At 50.8% G+C, this 15,570-nt stretch carries 19 protein-coding genes; 12 read left to right on the top strand and 7 right to left on the bottom strand.

What is annotated here, in order from left to right:
• The first annotated feature begins 90 nt into the window (after positions 1-90).
• Both MHUN_RS12550 and cofH read left to right on the top strand, forming a co-directional pair.
• Positions 91-798, top strand: a complete 708-nt coding sequence (locus tag MHUN_RS12550; RefSeq protein WP_011449371.1) for a S26 family signal peptidase — start codon at positions 91-93, stop codon at positions 796-798.
• 3 nt (positions 799-801) lie between these two features.
• A complete protein-coding gene (gene cofH / locus MHUN_RS12545) occupies positions 802-1,887 on the top strand; it encodes a 5-amino-6-(D-ribitylamino)uracil--L-tyrosine 4-hydroxyphenyl transferase CofH (RefSeq protein WP_011449370.1) in 1,086 nt (361 codons plus the stop codon).
• Here the strand turns inward: cofH and MHUN_RS12540 are convergent, their stop codons facing one another.
• On the bottom strand, positions 1,888-2,259 hold the full coding sequence (locus MHUN_RS12540; RefSeq protein WP_011449369.1) for a pentapeptide repeat-containing protein: 372 nt from the start codon (positions 2,257-2,259) through the stop codon (positions 1,888-1,890).
• A 129-nt stretch (positions 2,260-2,388) separates the two neighbouring features.
• Here MHUN_RS12540 and MHUN_RS12535 point away from each other — a divergent pair, with 129 nt between their 5' ends.
• Both MHUN_RS12535 and MHUN_RS12530 read left to right on the top strand, forming a co-directional pair.
• A complete protein-coding gene (locus MHUN_RS12535; protein WP_143709496.1) occupies positions 2,389-3,516 on the top strand; it encodes a hypothetical protein in 1,128 nt (375 codons plus the stop codon).
• Positions 3,517-3,527: 11 nt separating this feature from the next.
• Positions 3,528-4,109, top strand: a complete 582-nt coding sequence (locus MHUN_RS12530; protein WP_011449367.1) for a DJ-1/PfpI family protein — start codon at positions 3,528-3,530, stop codon at positions 4,107-4,109.
• A 1-nt stretch (position 4,110) separates the two neighbouring features.
• Here the strand turns inward: MHUN_RS12530 and MHUN_RS12525 are convergent, their stop codons facing one another.
• From MHUN_RS12525 to MHUN_RS12505, 5 genes are all read right to left on the bottom strand, one after another.
• Complete coding sequence (locus MHUN_RS12525; protein WP_011449366.1) at positions 4,111-5,421, bottom strand: tetratricopeptide repeat protein; 1,311 nt, start codon at positions 5,419-5,421, stop codon at positions 4,111-4,113.
• Positions 5,422-5,464: 43 nt separating this feature from the next.
• Positions 5,465-5,959, bottom strand: a complete 495-nt coding sequence (locus tag MHUN_RS12520) for a DUF367 family protein (RefSeq protein WP_011449365.1) — start codon at positions 5,957-5,959, stop codon at positions 5,465-5,467.
• The gene (locus MHUN_RS12515) at positions 5,956-6,426 is read right to left on the bottom strand and encodes an adenylyltransferase/cytidyltransferase family protein (protein WP_011449364.1); all 471 of its coding nucleotides are present in this window, start codon (positions 6,424-6,426) and stop codon (positions 5,956-5,958) included. The genes MHUN_RS12520 and MHUN_RS12515 overlap by 4 nt, the downstream gene beginning before the upstream one ends.
• Positions 6,423-6,746: a Mov34/MPN/PAD-1 family protein gene (locus MHUN_RS12510; protein WP_239441527.1), complete on the bottom strand. Its 324-nt coding sequence runs from the start codon at positions 6,744-6,746 to the stop codon at positions 6,423-6,425. The genes MHUN_RS12515 and MHUN_RS12510 overlap by 4 nt, the downstream gene beginning before the upstream one ends.
• Positions 6,747-6,936: 190 nt before the next feature.
• Positions 6,937-8,352 (bottom strand): dihydropteroate synthase-like protein, encoded by a 1,416-nt coding sequence (locus tag MHUN_RS12505; protein WP_011449362.1) that lies wholly within the window; start codon positions 8,350-8,352, stop codon positions 6,937-6,939.
• A gap of 47 nt (positions 8,353-8,399) precedes the next feature.
• On the opposite strand from MHUN_RS12505, the gene MHUN_RS12500 reads away from it, so the two are divergent.
• Both MHUN_RS12500 and truA read left to right on the top strand, forming a co-directional pair.
• Positions 8,400-9,065, top strand: coding sequence for a CehA/McbA family metallohydrolase (locus MHUN_RS12500; RefSeq protein WP_011449361.1), 666 nt, complete (start codon positions 8,400-8,402; stop codon positions 9,063-9,065).
• Positions 9,032-9,862 (top strand): tRNA pseudouridine(38-40) synthase TruA, encoded by an 831-nt coding sequence (gene truA, locus MHUN_RS12495; RefSeq protein WP_011449360.1) that lies wholly within the window; start codon positions 9,032-9,034, stop codon positions 9,860-9,862. The genes MHUN_RS12500 and truA overlap by 34 nt, the downstream gene beginning before the upstream one ends.
• Here the strand turns inward: truA and MHUN_RS12490 are convergent.
• A complete protein-coding gene (locus MHUN_RS12490) occupies positions 9,859-10,431 on the bottom strand; it encodes a chemotaxis protein CheW (RefSeq protein WP_011449359.1) in 573 nt (190 codons plus the stop codon). The genes truA and MHUN_RS12490 overlap by 4 nt on opposite strands.
• A gap of 174 nt (positions 10,432-10,605) precedes the next feature.
• Between MHUN_RS12490 and recQ the strand changes: the two genes are divergently transcribed.
• From recQ to MHUN_RS19240, 6 genes are all read left to right on the top strand, one after another.
• A complete protein-coding gene (recQ, locus tag MHUN_RS12485; RefSeq protein ID WP_011449358.1) occupies positions 10,606-12,426 on the top strand; it encodes a DNA helicase RecQ in 1,821 nt (606 codons plus the stop codon).
• Complete coding sequence (locus MHUN_RS18395) at positions 12,419-12,706, top strand: YkgJ family cysteine cluster protein (RefSeq protein WP_011449357.1); 288 nt, start codon at positions 12,419-12,421, stop codon at positions 12,704-12,706. Before recQ ends, MHUN_RS18395 begins: the two co-directional genes overlap by 8 nt.
• An 83-nt stretch (positions 12,707-12,789) precedes the next feature.
• On the top strand, positions 12,790-13,671 hold the full coding sequence (locus MHUN_RS12475; protein WP_048068029.1) for a thiamine pyrophosphate-dependent enzyme: 882 nt from the start codon (positions 12,790-12,792) through the stop codon (positions 13,669-13,671).
• Positions 13,665-14,771: a 2-ketoisovalerate ferredoxin oxidoreductase subunit alpha gene (gene porA / locus MHUN_RS12470; protein ID WP_011449355.1), complete on the top strand. Its 1,107-nt coding sequence runs from the start codon at positions 13,665-13,667 to the stop codon at positions 14,769-14,771. The genes MHUN_RS12475 and porA overlap by 7 nt, the downstream gene beginning before the upstream one ends.
• Positions 14,771-15,298: a 2-oxoacid:acceptor oxidoreductase family protein gene (locus MHUN_RS12465; protein ID WP_011449354.1), complete on the top strand. Its 528-nt coding sequence runs from the start codon at positions 14,771-14,773 to the stop codon at positions 15,296-15,298. Before porA ends, MHUN_RS12465 begins: the two co-directional genes overlap by 1 nt.
• Positions 15,299-15,562, top strand: coding sequence for a 4Fe-4S binding protein (locus MHUN_RS19240; protein WP_011449353.1), 264 nt, complete (start codon positions 15,299-15,301; stop codon positions 15,560-15,562). It abuts the gene before it with no gap.
• The last annotated feature ends 8 nt before the right edge of the window (positions 15,563-15,570 follow it).

Here is a 15,570-nt window from a genome sequence, read left to right as displayed (position 1 = left end):
ATACATACACACGGGCGAGCCCTGATGGCATGACTTTGACCGGTGAAGTGAACCCTTAAGAGGCCAGCTCAAAAACCATATACAGACATCATGGCAGATCAAAAGGCCAAGAAATCAATACAGGATAAAATTATCAGGTTCTGGAAGAGCGAGGAGCAGATACCGTCAGCGGTCAGGGAGATTGCATCAGTTCTGGTAACCGTCGGGGCAGTGGTTGCCGTACTGCTCATCATCTGTGGAACCTGGCCGGCGATCGTGACCATCGAGTCAGAGAGCATGGTCCCACATATGAATGTCGGGGATCTGGTTCTGGTGGTCGCCGGGGACCGGTACGGATCTCTGCAAAGCATGGAAGAGGGGAATAGTTCTGGATATGAGAAGTTCGGGATGCCCGGCGATGTCATCATTTACCGCCCGAATGGCAATACCGAGCTCCATCCCATCATTCACCGTGCCATGTTCTGGGTAGAAGAGGGTGAGGAGATCGTCGTTACTGCTGGCCAGAGAACAGGGACGTATACCGCTCCTCATGCAGGATATATTACCAAAGGTGATAATAACCCGGTGATCGATCAGGTCGGATGGTCAAATTACCGGAACCTGGGAGGACCCATCGAACCGGTTAAGAAGGAGTGGATCATCGGGAAAGCCATGTATCAGGTTCCCCTGGTCGGATACCTTCCCCTCAATATTGTTCCGGTTATCATCATTGTGGTCGTTATCATGGTCCTTCATGAACTCTATCTCCGAAACCGGGCAAAGCGGGAGGAGGAGATGAAATCGGGCAGGAAGGTCTGATCCATGCATCTGCAGACCCTCTTATCTGACACCCTTGCTGGTCATCGTCTCACTCCGGATGAGGCAACATTCCTGTTTTCAGTCACGGGCCCGGAGGTGTTTGATCTCTTTCGTGCAGCAGATGAGCTCTGCAGGCAAAAAAACGGTAACCGGGTGACCTTTGTCAGAAACCAGAACATTCATATCACCAATATCTGTAAGAACCTCTGTGGATTCTGCGGGTTTGGCCGGACAAAAAACAGCCCGGGGGCATACCTGTTTGGCGAGAGTGAAGTAAAGGAGCAGGTACGGGCGGCAAAAGAGCGGAAAGTCTCTGAGATCTGTTTTCTCTCCGGGGTGCATCCTGATTTTACTCTGGAGACGTACTTGCAGTTCATGAGATGGGTCCATGAGGTCTATCCATCGGTGCATATTCATGCGTTCTCCCCTGATGAGGTGGATTTTGTCGCACGAAAGGAGAATCTTCCGACATCAGATGTTATTGACCGTCTTATGAAGGGGGGTCTTGGCACTCTTCAGGGGACCGCTGCCGAGATCCTGGTCGATGATGTCAGAAAGACGATATGTCCGGCGAAAGTTAAGACCGATGTGTGGGAGCGGATAACACGGGAAGCACACGGCCGTGGTCTTCGGTCAACGGCAACTATTATGTATGGATCTACGGAGACTCCCCGGGATCGTGCAGAACACCTGGACCGAATCAGGAAGATTCAGGATGAGACCGGTGGATTTACCGAGATGGTCCTTCTTACGTATATCCATCAGAAGACCCCCCTGTTTGAGAAAGGCCTGGTGCAGTCCGGGCCGACCGGACGGGATGATCTGGTGACCACCGCGGTCTGCCGGCTCTTTCTGGATAACTTTGACCATATCCAGGTGTCATGGCCGAAACTTGGTGTGAAAATGACACAGATGGCTTTGCTTGCCGGTGCGGATGACCTTGCCGGGACGATGTACCTGGATGATGTCACCGGGGAAGCGGGAGGCGGGATGGGTGAATACCTGGATCCAAAAGAGATGGAGCATATCTGTGCGGACCTTGGCAGGGTTCTTGCAGAACGGACCACCCTGTATTCTATCGTCTCTTGATCAGAGCCCGCGCTTTATCTGCCTGAGATCTGCCCCGGCAACATTTGCGCCCCGGAAATCTGCCCTGGTGACCGTTGCCCCGGTAAGTCGGGCACCCTGCAGATTTGCATTCAGGAATATCGCGTCGGTCAGGTCAGTATTGGAAAGGTTTGCCCTGGTGAGGTCTGCCCCGGCAAAATTCGCTTTTCTTAAGCTGGAAAATTCAAAGTCGGTTTCAGATAATCGTGCCCCGTTCAGGTTGATCCCATCTAGGGAGAGGCCTGTCAGATGAGCACCTCTGAGATCCGGTCTTTTCCTTGGATTTTCTGCCTTCCACTGATTCCATGAAGCGACACCTCCCTTTATTGCTTCAACCTGTTTTTCGTCAGCCACAGAGCCCACCTTGTATCTCTGATGGTTAGACTGGTATGGCTATATCTGTTGTCAGGCGCAACTAGCACAACCAGTCCTTCCCATCACAATAGGAAACCTTTTTGAGTTGCCTATATGATGACTGAGGGTATGAAACGCAGCGTATATCTTATATTGACCGGCATCGCTGCACTGGTGCTCTGTGTATCCATCTGTAGCGCCGGATTTGCACCCACATTTGAATTGATGCCCCTGAGTATGAAGGCCCCTTCTGATGCGAACCCCTATAAAGACGAAGCATTCAAGAGCGAGGCTGAAAAGATCATCGGAAAGATATCGAACTCTTCTGTCCCGACCGGGGCAAAGTTGAGTGAGGTGACTGACGCCTATTATCGGCTGATCATGGAGAATGTCAGTCCGGATCTCTACCCCAATGCACATAACATCGCGGCATATCTCTACTATACCTCCAAGGCGGGAGAGACCTATACTGATTACCATGCATATTTAAAATCCGTCTCAAAGACAACGGATGGATCTGAATATTATACCGTTGCAGATCAGTACCGTCAGGTCGCTGCCGAGTTCTGGAACAAGATCAAGGATCTCTATCCGAATATGACCATGTTCACTCTCCCGCCGGCAGGGGAACCAATGCCTGAAGAAAAAGCAGAGCAGCAGGGCGATACCCTTGAAGGTTTGGATATTGCCATTCCGATGACCCAGAAGGCTCCTGACCCATCTGCTGATGACCAGACCGAGAAGTTCAAGACCACAACTATCCGCTGGTTTGAGGATTATGTTGATCGGGCACGGCTCCCTGATGATGATCCTACAAATGACAAGACTGAAAAGTCACCGGGCCATCGGTTCCTGACTGGTGAAGGACTGGAATGGGCAGATAGTACGTATATGGATCTCATTGGCATGAATGTCGCAGAAGACTTCTATACAAAGGCGAATTACATTGATGCATTCTTCTACCTGATCTCACAGGCCCGGGACTTTTATGAGTCATATATCAATGACCGGACCTATGTCTCATCTGTCTCAAATGGCGAGGAGAATTATGAGAAATCCAAGAAGTATTATGATCAGGCTGAGAAAGCCATCGGATACTTTGATGATATCATCCCGAATTACACCAACAGTACGCTTCCTGACTTCCCGAAGTTTGGTGAAGTAGAGAAAGGAACATTTGGTCTGGGCGAACTTGGATATATCACACCAGATATGGCTGACTACCTGAGTGGCGGTTCATCAGAATCCAGCACCTGATCTTTTTTTCTATGAAAATCCTGATAGCAGTCCCCCCAACCCAGTACCATGACAAGGAACTGGCACAGGTCATGGCGGTTTTTGATCAGAACAAGATTCCATACGAGTTTGTGTCACGGGAAAAAGGGCAGGCCAAGGGTACGTTTGGTGGCCGGGTGTATGTACCCTTAAGCTTTGAGGAGGTCATCCTGACCAGAGAGGATGAGTTTGACGCCCTTGCCATATTAGGGGGACATGGAGCCCAGGCCCATTTCTGGAATAACCCGGATCTTCTTGAACTGGTGAAGATCTTTCGGATTCACCGCAAGGTCATCGGGGCCATTAGTACAGCACCGGTGGTTATGGCACGGGCAGGGATATTAAAAAAGCGTCCTGCAACGGTCATATCCGGAGCTCCTATCAGGGAGATGATGAAGATGGACGTGAAGTTTGAGGACAAGCCGTTTGTCTTCCTGGACCGGTTGGTGACCGCCCGTGACCCGGGAGATGCAAAAAGGTTTGCCGAACTGATCGTTGAATATCTGTATGGAAATCCGGAATTTAACGGGCCTCAGGTTGTTCCTGCACCGAATAAACTTGGTTTTGATATCTGATCTACCGTGTGGCGAGTTTTGAAGCCCGTTCAAAACACCGGTCAGCATCTTTTTGCTGTCCCCGTCTTTGGAGTGCTTTTCCTTTTGCAAACCAGGCTACTGAAGACTCGGGAATCTTATCAAGAACCCGGTCAAAATAGGCTATGGCATTTTTATAATCCCCGCCTTCCATGAGCAGGTTTCCTACCTTATACATGGCATCGGTATGGGATGGATCACACCGGATCGTCTCAAGGTAGCACCGGATCGCTTCTTCATTATTCCCGGTCTTCTCAAGGATCTGGGCCATCTCATAGTAGGCATGCCCGTTCTGGGGATCCATCTCCACCACTTTGAGAAAACATGCCGTTGCATTCCGGTATGCCCCGAGTTTTTTATAGGCCACTCCCTTTGAGAACCAGGCGGTTATGTGGTTTGCGATCATCCGGATGGTCTTATCAAAGTATTCAATGGCCTCCTGAGGTTTTCCTTCCTTATACAGGGCCTCTTTTCCCATGACGAGGTAGACATCTGCTATATACTTGCGATATTTGGTGCTGCCCGGATCCAGTTCCATTGCTTCTTCGTAGGCATCTATCGCCTCATCAAACTGGTTTAAGACCTTGTAGGAGTTGCCAAGGAGCAGCCATGCAGCGGTGTAATCTGGACGAATCTTGAGGCATTTCTTAAAGAACTGGATGGCGGAATGATACCCCCCGATCTTCATGAGAGCCCGGCCCATGGAAAAAAGGAGATCCGGGTCCTGGGGTTTTTTCTCTAATGCCTCTTCATATGCCTCGATTGCCTCATGGTACTGCCTCTTTTCGAACAGGTACCGCCCTTTCAGATCCCAGGGGTACGGGTATGATGCATGTATCTTTTTCGCCTGCTCAAACAGGCTCATTGCTTCGTCGCGTTTTCCCAGGGTCCAGAGCGCCATCCCTTTCTCATGGAGGGCCGGCCCGTACTCAGGATGGATCTTCAGGGTCTTGTTGCATATCTCGACTGCTTCCAGGCACCGCATGGGATCCTGGTTCTGAAGGGCGATGAGACGGAGGACAGATGCCCGCATGGTCAGGGCTTCAGGATTTTCCGGATCGATATCCAGGGCACGGATAAAGCAGTCATCCGCACGGTCATACCTGCCCAGACCGAGAAATGCTTTTCCCATCCCGACCCAGCATCCGGGATGGCTCCGGTCCAGTTCAATGCCCCGGTTAAATGTCTGAACCGCCGCTTCATACTTCTCCTTTACAAGTTGTGTCTCTCCTTTCTGACAGTATGGCGTTGCCGGGCTCCCGTCCTGTCCCCCAATCCAGTCTCGAATCCCCATCAGTTCCTCATTTGTATGGTATTTTCACAGTAGATAAATTCTGTCAGAGGAATTCTCCCTGAATAGCGATGATCTCCTGACTATCCTGTGCTCCTGCATATGCAGCCAACGGTTCCTCGTTCAGTTGTAAAAATCTGATACCCCAGCTGACCTTTGCCAGAATCTCCTCTGCCTGACTTTTCTCTCCCAGAATGACCAGTGCTGCAGCCATGGCCTCTATTGAGGTGAGACGAAAGGGCCTTCCGAAATTCACCGGATTAGCAGCAAGCAGATATGGCAGGGCTCGTTTAAATCTCCATGAACGGACCTGATCTGTGTCAAGTACCTCCCATGAACAGTCAAGAGCGGTGATGGTACGTGTTTTTTCCCGGTCGGCCGGTGAGAGGGCCTGTTCTGCCGTCGGGTCAAGGATAAGGCTGGTCCGTGGAATGGCTGAAAGACGGGAGAAGAGTCTGACCATCCCGGCACGCTCAAGTTTTTTCATCGTGCATTTTCTGGGATCACATGAATTATCCCGGTATGCGAGCAGGGGGATCATACGGCACCACACTCTCTTTGCTCTTTTGTCTCCCGGGTCTGGCTCCTTTGATGCGTCAGCTCAGCAATCTTTCTAACAATGTCCCGGGAACTGGTAAAAGGAGAACTGGAATGTTCTGATATCCTGACAACCTGTGCCCTGATGTTCTGTTTTTCCAGTGCCTTTTGCAGAGTTTCTGGGTCAAAGTGCTGATTACAGCCAAGGGTGATGATATCTGGTTTAATCTCACGGATTGGACGGAACATATCTTCAAGATCCCCTAACACGGCATGGGTGACCGGTTTTAAGGCTGCTACCATCACCAATCGCTGCTCTTCTGGTATGACCGGCCTTGGTTTATGGCGGATATTTGCATCACGGGCAACGATCACATAGAGTTCATCGCCAAGTTTTGCTGATTCCTCAAGGTACCAGAGATGTCCGGGATGGAGGATGTCAAAGGTTCCGGTTGCAACAACCCGGATCATGGCACCACCTCAAGGGTGACAGGAGTTCCGTCCGGGTAAAAACACCGCCAGTCATCCGGGCCATACGGGTCTCCGACGATGATATGACGGCTGCCACTGACCGAGAAGAAGCGAATATCTGCATCTGATGGGCGTAATACCCCGTTCGGGTGGCTATGGGCGCTTCCGACGATATTCAGGTTCAAGGGGACCATCTCAAACGGAACCTGGGCACTTGCCTCTCCCCCGATAGACCCTGGTATCTGATAGATGTCAGAAATAATTCCGGATTCTGCTGACAGGAGTGCAGCAAATTCACGGGGATGTGATCCCCGGCCCATTGCAAGGAGGAGATCCAGCTGGATCCTTTTGATTGCGAAGATATTCGCTGTTTTAATGCGGCTTTTCCGTCTGATATAGGGTAAAATCCTTTGGAAAAAATTTCTTATGGTATTGAAATATTCCATTTACACTGTAGCCTCTCAATGATCCTTCCTATTCATCGGTTCTGATGATACAAGGCTATTGTGTTCAGAACGGCCCGTCCTGTTCAAAACTTCTTTGGAACCTGATTGCAAGTTCTGCCTTGAACAGCTCGGCACCGAGGTACCCGGCATGGTCAAAGAGCGATACTCCGTCTGTCTGAAGAATGGTGAATAATACATCCTGCCATTTGGTACCTTTTATTGCCTTTCCATTTCGGACTGCAACAATATATCCGTCCTCGATACCAATCCGGTAATTCCCCCGGGGATCATAGGTTATCTCCCGTGGCATCGGACTGGCCTGAATCATCTCTGTATATTCAAGTGGCGGTTCCCTTCGTCTTCTCTTTTCCTTTATCCGAAACAGGTCAATACCAAGATCCTTCGGGTACGGCCGTCCGTCCATGAGAGCCATCATATCGGTTGCGATCCGCATCTCTGCGATACATCCGGTTGTCTTGTCGCTGTGCTCACTGCAGAATATGACTGATGCACCGGTTTCATAAGCCATACCGGCAAGAAGGGCACACATACCAACCGAGTCTGCATCACAGAGTTCGATGACATTTCCTGCACCAAAAAAGAGGGGGCACTCTGGATCGGTAAACCCGGCAAGCGACTCTACCAGTCCTGAACCACAGGGCTGGAGAACCGGGTCTGCAATGACTCTGGTGATCCCGGATGCTTCTGCCAGCCGGATGTTAGCAAGGAGTCCTGCCTCACCGGGCACGATAACAGCTCCGCATCCTGCCTCTGCAACCTTCTCTCCAACCTGAGGGATGTTCTCTTCCTGCAGGGAAAGGATGAGATCGGCCCGGAAGAGCGAGGCTTTGATAAGTGCCGGGTCCTGGGTATCGACGGCAAGCGGCCCTTCAATACCCTCAAGCTGGCGGAATACTGCGCGAACATCGTCCGGTGTTGCGTCAAACCCGAATCCGAGATCCACGATATCTGCCCCCTCTTCAAAAAATTTCAGAACCTTTGTGCGTAAATCGGGGGTTCTATGGGCGTCCATGATCTCTGCCAGTACTTTTATCCTGGTCCCACCGCCGATCTTTACTCCCCTCAGAGCAAATGTCGGCGCCCTCTCTGCTTCTTTTCGTGATATCCTGGCTAATGCCTCTTTTCTCCGTTCACCTGACAGGAATTCATCGGCAGGAATGTCCCTGGAGAGTTCAATCTTTCCAATCAGCGGGAGCACAAGGCCGATATCAGCTGCATGACGAGGTCCCCGGTAAATTGGAATGCCGGTCTCCTGTTCCACATCTGCAAATGATGCCGTACACATCCCGGACACCAGGACGAGATCATAGGATGCATCTGAGCTGAGAAGGGAGCGTACCTGACCAGGAGTCAGAAATGAAGCGAGTTCACCGGTCACCACCACATCCGCGTCAAAGCCTTTTGCAGCTTCCTGAACGATGGTATACGTAACTTTTCCGGTTGGCAGCAGGATCCTCATCACCCTTTCCTTAATACCGGGAAGATAAAAAAATAATGTAGTCAGGGATGCTCAAAGCCGATCTCCATATCCATACTTCCTGTTCAAAGGACGGAGAGAGCACGGTCGCACAGGTGATTGCAGCTGCTGTCACGGCAGGGATGGATGTTATAGCAATAACAGATCACGATACGATGGACGGGTACCGGATAGCCTGTGAGATATCTGCCGATATCCTGATAATACCCGGTGTGGAGGTTTCAACAAGGGAAGGACACCTGATCGCACTCGGTGTTGAAAAAGCTCCCCTTCCCGGATTTCCGATTCTCGATACCATACAGGAAGTGAGACAGGCTGGTGGGATTACCATTCTTCCTCACCCGTTCCACCGGTACCGGCATGGCGCCGCACTGAAGTGTGCCGAGGCATTTGGTGCCGCTGATGCTATTGAGGTGTATAACAGCCGGTATGTCATCCCTCATGCAAACCATCGGGCGATGCGTCTTGCCAGGACGATGGGAAAGCCCGCTGTTGCCGGGAGTGATGCCCATAATGCCCGGTTTATCGGGTATGGACGGACCCTGATCGATGCTGATAGGAACATCGGGTCTGTATTGAACGCCATACAAGAAGGAAAGACAAAACCTGCCGGGAGAAAAACACCGGTCAGGATTTATACCAAACAGTCATTGCGTAACTCATGGCGGAAGATCCGGGGAAGACTTCACAGGTAAGACTGGCCTTTCGGATCGGGTATATCGGGACCTCTTTTTTTGGATCACAATACCAGCCGGATCAGCGGACGGTGGAAGGAGAGATAGAGGCTGCCTGTTTACGGGCAGGGATAATTACCAGCCGTCAGGTATCAAGGCTTGCCCTTTCAGGCAGGACCGATCGCGGTGTCCATGCAAAATGCCAGATTCTTGCGCTCTCAACCCATAATCCTGATCTCGCGGTTCGGGCTCTGAACGGACAATTACCTCCTGATATCTGGGTGTCTGCCTGGGCTTATGCGCCAGAATCATTTTACCCTAGGTATGATGTCATAATCCGTACCTACCGGTATTATTTCAGCAGGCCTCCGTCAGACATCAACGCCATGAGAGATGCTGCCGGTTTGTTTTTGGGGACACATGATTTTCGTTGCTTTGCACGGATAGAGCCGGGGAAAAGCCCGGTAAAGACGATTGACCGGATTGAAGTAATATCTGATGAGAACGGATGCCGGCTTGAAGTCACGGCACAGAGTTTTTTATGGCACATGGTCAGATGCATGGCCGGATCCTTATATCAGGTATCTGAAGGGGAGATGGCCATCAGGGATCTCACGCAGTATCTTAAAGGGGAATGTAAAAATAAGGTAAAACCTGCACCACCGGAAGGTCTCATCCTCTGGGATGTGCAGGCAGATCTTGACTGGCATGAGATCCCGGCTCCGGGGCTGAAAGTAAAAAGAATTGCCCGCCAGTCAGAAGAACTGCATCTTTTAGGGACGGTTTACTCGCTTCTTTTACCCGGCCGGGAGGGTTAGAGATCCTGCTTGACCTTGTCGATCATGGTCCTGATATCAAGCCAGATTATCAGTTCATTTTTGTCATGATCAGCAGTTCGGACTTTTTTCTTGATAATACCCAGGATGTCCCGGTCACTCCTTTTTGAGGCATGGGTGTCCTGGTCGATTTCATCCTGAGTATAGGTCGAGACTGCCAGTACATCATCAACCAGCACCCCGATCATCTTCTCTGATACACCGGCATCAAGGACGATGATACGTGACCTCTTCTTTCCGTCCGCCTCCCTGGTTATATGCATCATATCTTTGAGATCGATGATGGTGGTTATTATCCCCCGTAAGTCAATGATCCCCTTGATAAATGAGGGAGTGTTTGGAAGAGGGGTAATTTCGGTTGTATTGATGACTTCCCGCGTGTCAAACAGGTCTATGGCGAAGAGTTCATTTCCCAGAATGAATTCTACAACCTGAAGGTTTCCACTCCCTTTCGTCGCGGTCCTGGCGGCCTGTATTGATTTTTGTGTAATCACGGGTTCGGTATCTGAAACTGTGTCCTGATTCTGATAGTCAACAAGAAATGTGCCCATTTTTTATCCTCTTATCCCCGGCACCTCCTCACTCATGCCGGCACTTCTGAGTAAGTCATCATTTCAGGATGTATACTCATGAATCTTTCGCTCATTTTATGAATTTTTTTCTGAAATGAGTTCCTCATCCGGGGCCTGAGAAGATGCAGTTTTCTTTTATCCGATATAACCTGTATGCAAATGAAAGGTCCTCTTCCGGAAGATGTCCTGCACAGGTGGTTTGGGTACCGAACATATCGGCCAGGACAGAAGGAGATCATCACCCATGTGCTTGAAGGGAGGGATGTGCTTGCGGTGATCGCAACCGGCGGGGGAAAGTCACTCTGTTACCAGATACCGGCTCTTATCAGGGACGGGGTCGGGATTGTCATATCACCCCTGATTGCTCTTATGAAAGATCAGGTGGACTGTCTGGCAGAGTCGGGGATTCCAGCCGCATTTCTGAACAGTACCCAGGATGTGAAGGATAAACGGAGCATTGAAGGATCTATCCTTGATGGCTCACTCAAGCTTCTGTATATCTCTCCGGAACGTCTGGTACAGCCGTCATTTATTGAGTTTTTAAAATCCACCAGGATCAGCCTTTTTGCCATTGACGAAGCCCACTGCATCTCCCAGTGGGGGCATGAGTTCAGGCCTGAATACCGGAAGCTCTCAATTATCAGAAGAACCTTTGCCGATGTTCCGATTATTGCACTGACGGCAACCGCTACACCATCGGTCAGGAGTGATATCATCAGTGAGCTCAGCCTTCATAACCCTGCGGTTTTTGTCGGTTCATTCAATCGTGAAAACCTCATCTACCGGATTGTAAAGAAGGAAGACGGTGAGCAGCAACTGGTTCAGTTCCTGAAGAGTCATCAGAATGAATCCGGGATTGTATACTGCTTTTCAAAACGGCAGGTTACTGATCTTGCCAGAGTACTGCAGAAAAACGGGTTCTCCGCCCTTCCCTACCATGCCGATCTGCCAAAGTCGGTCAGACATGAGACCCAGGACCGGTTTCTCAGGGATGAGGTTCGGATTATTGTTGCGACGGTAGCATTTGGGATGGGGATTAACAAGCCTGATGTCAGGTTCGTGGTGCATTTTGACCTCCCGAAAAACCTTGAGCATTATTACCAGGAGACAGGACGGGCCGGGAGGGATGGTGATCCTGCAGAATGTCTGCTCCTCTATTCACGAGGGGATTTTCGCAAGATTGAGTACCTGATTGAACAGATGGCAGAAGGGACCGAACGGCAGGTCAGTCTCCGGAAGCTGCATGAGATGGTCGGGTATTGTGAGTCACGTGCCTGCAGGCGTGCCGTTCTCCTGACATATTTTGGTGAATCATGGGATAAGCCGTCATGCGGGAACTGTGATTCATGCCATTCAGGGCGGAAGACCATGGACGGGAGGGATACCCTTGCGGTCATTGCAGCCTGTATTGATGAACTGAAAGATGATTATGGTGTCTCCTATCTCGCAGATATCATCTCCGGGACAGCAGACGAGAAGGTCATCGCACGGGGCCATGATACGCTTGCCTGTTTTGGGTCCGGGCATCCCCACCGGAGAGGGGTGTGGGTGTACTGGATCAGGGAGCTTATCGCCTGCGGGTACCTCTCCAGGTACGGGTCACGGTATCCGGTGGTGAGAAAGAACCCACGGACAAAGGATGCCCTTGCAGGAAAGATACCGGTCAGGATTGGAGAGCCGGAATTTCAGTCTGCGTTACCAGGTGAGCCATATGACGGTCAGAGATCACCGGCAGAGAACAACCTGTATGAGATTTTACGGGATGTCAGAAAGACCATTGCAGATGAACTGGATATGCCCCCCTTCCGAATCTTTCCAAACCGGACATTGCGTGAGATGGCTAAGGCAAGGCCGAGATGTCCAGAGGATTTACGGACGATATACGGGGTCGGGGAACGGAGGCTTATGCAGTACGGGCAGCTATTCCTTGAGGCGATTAACGCCTACGCTGAGTATGAGGGGGTAAATGGCTGAGCCTTGTAATCAGTGCGGGAGATGCTGCCTGCATATGAGGCGGTATATGGTTATCGAGCGGAGTATTGGAGAGTCACACCATTTCTGCCATTTCACCCTGACAAAGGAGCGGTTTTTTGCACAAATCGGGGGAGATGATCTGGTCAGGTTCCGTGATCGTGAATCGATGAGCCGGTATCCTGATTCATGCCCCTTTTTGAGACCTCGTGAGAATGAGGGGTTCTGCTGCACTATTTATTCATCCAGGCCAGAGCATTGCCGCAGATTTTTTTGTGCCTAACCTGTGGTTTTTCAGGGCGTGGGATGACCCTGTCAATTAAACTATCATTATTTATCATTGCATACAAACGGGTACAGATTGTCATGTCAGGGACTTCTGCGAGCGAATATATATGGAAATGTACGTCTGCCTGTGCAGGGTGCAGCTCGTCCCTCATTCTCAGACACGTGCTCAAGGCGGCCGGACCAGATACTGTTCTGGTAGTTCCTGCCTGCTGCACCAGTGTTCTGCAGGGGGTCTGGCCGAATACATCGTTTAACATCCCGGTGTATAATGTGGCGTTTGCTGCGGCTGCGGCGGTTGCATCAGGAATGGCTGCGGCGTTTGAATCTATGGGGAGAACCACCAATGTCATCGCGTATGCAGGTGATGGCGGGACGGTAGATATTGGTATTCAGGCCTTGTCCGGAGCACTTGAGCGTGGTACCAACTTCCTCTATATCTGTTATGACAACGAGGCATACGGAAACACCGGTATGCAGCGGTCAGGTTCAACTCCTCTCGGAGCACGAACAACAACGACTCCTGGCGGGAAAACCCATGTAAAAAAGGATCTTGACCGGATAATTGCCGCACATCATCTGCCCTATATGGCAACCGCATGCAGTGCCTACCCTCAGGATCTGGTGAAGAAAGTGCAGAAGGCATTGTCGATCAAGGGCCCCAAGTTCATGCATATTCTTGCCCCCTGTCCCCCAGGCTGGCGGTATGATGCATCACAGACGATTGAAGTCGGAAAGATGGCGGTAAAGACCGGTATATGGGCCATGTACGAACGGGAGTACGATTCCCTGACTTTGAGTGGGCCCACAAAGGCTGCTATGATAAAGCCGGCACCACTGGAGGATTATCTGAAGATGCAGGGGCGTTTCTCCAGTATTAGTGAAGATGCTATCAGGGTGATTCGCGGAGAGATTGAACGAAATCTGCGTCTTTTGAAGGCAGAGGCGGAGGGAACATGCTGACGGTATCCACCGGGAATAATGCGGTCGCCGCAGCTGTCAGACAGGCAAACCCAGCAGTTGTGGCAGCATACCCCATCACCCCCCAGACCGAGATTGTTGAGCAGATTGCCAATTATGTGACAAACGGCAGTCTCAAATCGAAATATATTCCGGTTGAGAGTGAACACTCGGCGATGGCAGCCTGTATTGGTGCAAGCATCACCGGGGTCAGGACCTTTACTGCCACCAGTTCTCATGGGCTTTTATATATGCATGAGATGGTCAACTGGGCTGCCGGTGCAAGACTTCCGATCGTCATGGCAAATGTGAACCGGGCACTCGGGCCTGGCTGGAATGTCTGGGCTGAACATACGGATGCTCTCCAGACACGGGATACCGGATGGCTCCAGGTATATGTCTCAACAGTCCAGGAGGCATATGATGCAACGCTTATGGCATTCCGGATTGCTGAGGATAGAAGGGTCTACCTGCCGGTTATGATAAATCTAGACGGATTCGCCCTTTCTCACATCTCACAGCAGCTTGAGGAGAGTGAGGTCGGGGATTTCATTCCGCCGCTGGTCCTTGATCATGCAATACAGACTGATGCACCTGCAGGGTACGGATGTATGACTTCATCTGCTGATTATTTCAGGATCAGGTATGATATCGAGCGCTCAATGCGGGATTCTGTTCAGGTGATCAAAGAGACTGAAGAGGCATTTGCACAGACCTTCGGGCGGAAGTACTCCTGGACTGAGGAGTACCGGTGCGAGGATGCAGATGTTCTTATCCTGGCAATGGGAACCCTGGGGAAAGAAGCAGAAGTTGCTGTGGATATTCTCCGGAATGAAGGGGTAAAGGCAGGTTCCATGCGGGTCAGGTGGATCCGTCCCTTCCCTGAATTGAACCTTGGTGACCGCGAACTGGTTGTTATTGACCGGAACTATTCATTTGGGTTTGGAGGAATTCTGGCGACCTCTATCCGTGCAAAGACCGGAAAGGAGTGTTATAATGTTATCGCAGGTCTTGGCGGGCAGGAAGTAACCTATCATGATATTGCGGGCTTTGTCAGAGATCGGCGTATCGGGGAAGAGTTCTGGTTTGGAGTTGATGCCTGATGTATGAGATACGGCTTCATTCTCGTGGTGGTCAGGGTGGTGTCACCGCTGCAAAGCTGATGGCTCTAGCATCGTTCAGGGATGGGAAGTTTGCAACCGCAGCCCCTTTTTATGGTGCAGAGCGGCGTGGTGCTCCGATTGTCTCATTTATCAGGATAGATGATAAGCCCATCAAGGTGTATTCGCAGATCCATAATCCTGACTTAATCGTGGTTCTTGATCCTTCCATCCTTGACCTGGTCAATGTGTTTGAAGGGCTGAAACCTGATGGAAAGGTCCTTATTAATGCCCCTGATATTCCCAAGAAGGCAGAGGGGTATCAGGTTCGGTATGTGGACCTGACCGGAATTGCTCTGAAGACAAACCTGGTTGTTGCGGGAAGCCCCATCCTGAACACGCCGGTTATTGGTGCCCTTGCAAAGATGGGTCTGTTTTCACGGGAGTCTGCTGCTGCTGCAATCAAAGAGATGTTCTCGGATGAACGGAACCTGAAAGCTGCCCTGATGGCGTATGAGGAGTTGGTCTGAATGGAGAAGAGGGAGCGCCTTGCAATATCCCGGCCTCGTGAGGGTGCTTGTGGCAATACCGGAACCTGGAGAGTCTTCAGGCCGGTTGTGGACAAGGAGAGATGTAATGCATGCGGGATGTGTGCCATGTACTGTCCTGACGGGGTCATTAACGATGAATATGAGATTGATCTGGTATTCTGTAAAGGCTGTGGTATCTGTGCAGCTGAATGCCCGAAGAAGGCCATCACCATGGTGCGTGAAGGGAATACAACCGGTACCTGATATCCGGA

The organism is Methanospirillum hungatei JF-1, assembly GCF_000013445.1.
GTDB lineage: Archaea > Halobacteriota > Methanomicrobia > Methanomicrobiales > Methanospirillaceae > Methanospirillum > Methanospirillum hungatei.
This window is presented reverse-complemented; position numbering and strand designations above follow the sequence as displayed.

Coding starts and splice junctions, on each gene's coding strand:
- MHUN_RS12550 (WP_011449371.1), top strand. CDS start 91: ATGGCAGATCAAAAGGCCAAGAAATCAATACAGGATAAAATTATCAGG.
- cofH (WP_011449370.1), top strand. CDS start 802: ATGCATCTGCAGACCCTCTTATCTGACACCCTTGCTGGTCATCGTCTC.
- MHUN_RS12535 (WP_143709496.1), top strand. CDS start 2,389: ATGAAACGCAGCGTATATCTTATATTGACCGGCATCGCTGCACTGGTG.
- MHUN_RS12530 (WP_011449367.1), top strand. CDS start 3,528: ATGAAAATCCTGATAGCAGTCCCCCCAACCCAGTACCATGACAAGGAA.
- MHUN_RS12525 (WP_011449366.1), bottom strand. CDS start 5,421: ATGGGGATTCGAGACTGGATTGGGGGACAGGACGGGAGCCCGGCAACG.
- MHUN_RS12520 (WP_011449365.1), bottom strand. CDS start 5,959: ATGATCCCCCTGCTCGCATACCGGGATAATTCATGTGATCCCAGAAAA.
- MHUN_RS12515 (WP_011449364.1), bottom strand. CDS start 6,426: ATGATCCGGGTTGTTGCAACCGGAACCTTTGACATCCTCCATCCCGGA.
- MHUN_RS12510 (WP_239441527.1), bottom strand. CDS start 6,746: ATGGGCCGGGGATCACATCCCCGTGAATTTGCTGCACTCCTGTCAGCA.
- MHUN_RS12505 (WP_011449362.1), bottom strand. CDS start 8,352: ATGAGGATCCTGCTGCCAACCGGAAAAGTTACGTATACCATCGTTCAG.
- MHUN_RS12500 (WP_011449361.1), top strand. CDS start 8,400: ATGCTCAAAGCCGATCTCCATATCCATACTTCCTGTTCAAAGGACGGA.
- truA (WP_011449360.1), top strand. CDS start 9,032: ATGGCGGAAGATCCGGGGAAGACTTCACAGGTAAGACTGGCCTTTCGG.
- MHUN_RS12490 (WP_011449359.1), bottom strand. CDS start 10,431: ATGGGCACATTTCTTGTTGACTATCAGAATCAGGACACAGTTTCAGAT.
- recQ (WP_011449358.1), top strand. CDS start 10,606: ATGCAAATGAAAGGTCCTCTTCCGGAAGATGTCCTGCACAGGTGGTTT.
- MHUN_RS18395 (WP_011449357.1), top strand. CDS start 12,419: ATGGCTGAGCCTTGTAATCAGTGCGGGAGATGCTGCCTGCATATGAGG.
- MHUN_RS12475 (WP_048068029.1), top strand. CDS start 12,790: ATGTCAGGGACTTCTGCGAGCGAATATATATGGAAATGTACGTCTGCC.
- porA (WP_011449355.1), top strand. CDS start 13,665: ATGCTGACGGTATCCACCGGGAATAATGCGGTCGCCGCAGCTGTCAGA.
- MHUN_RS12465 (WP_011449354.1), top strand. CDS start 14,771: ATGTATGAGATACGGCTTCATTCTCGTGGTGGTCAGGGTGGTGTCACC.
- MHUN_RS19240 (WP_011449353.1), top strand. CDS start 15,299: ATGGAGAAGAGGGAGCGCCTTGCAATATCCCGGCCTCGTGAGGGTGCT.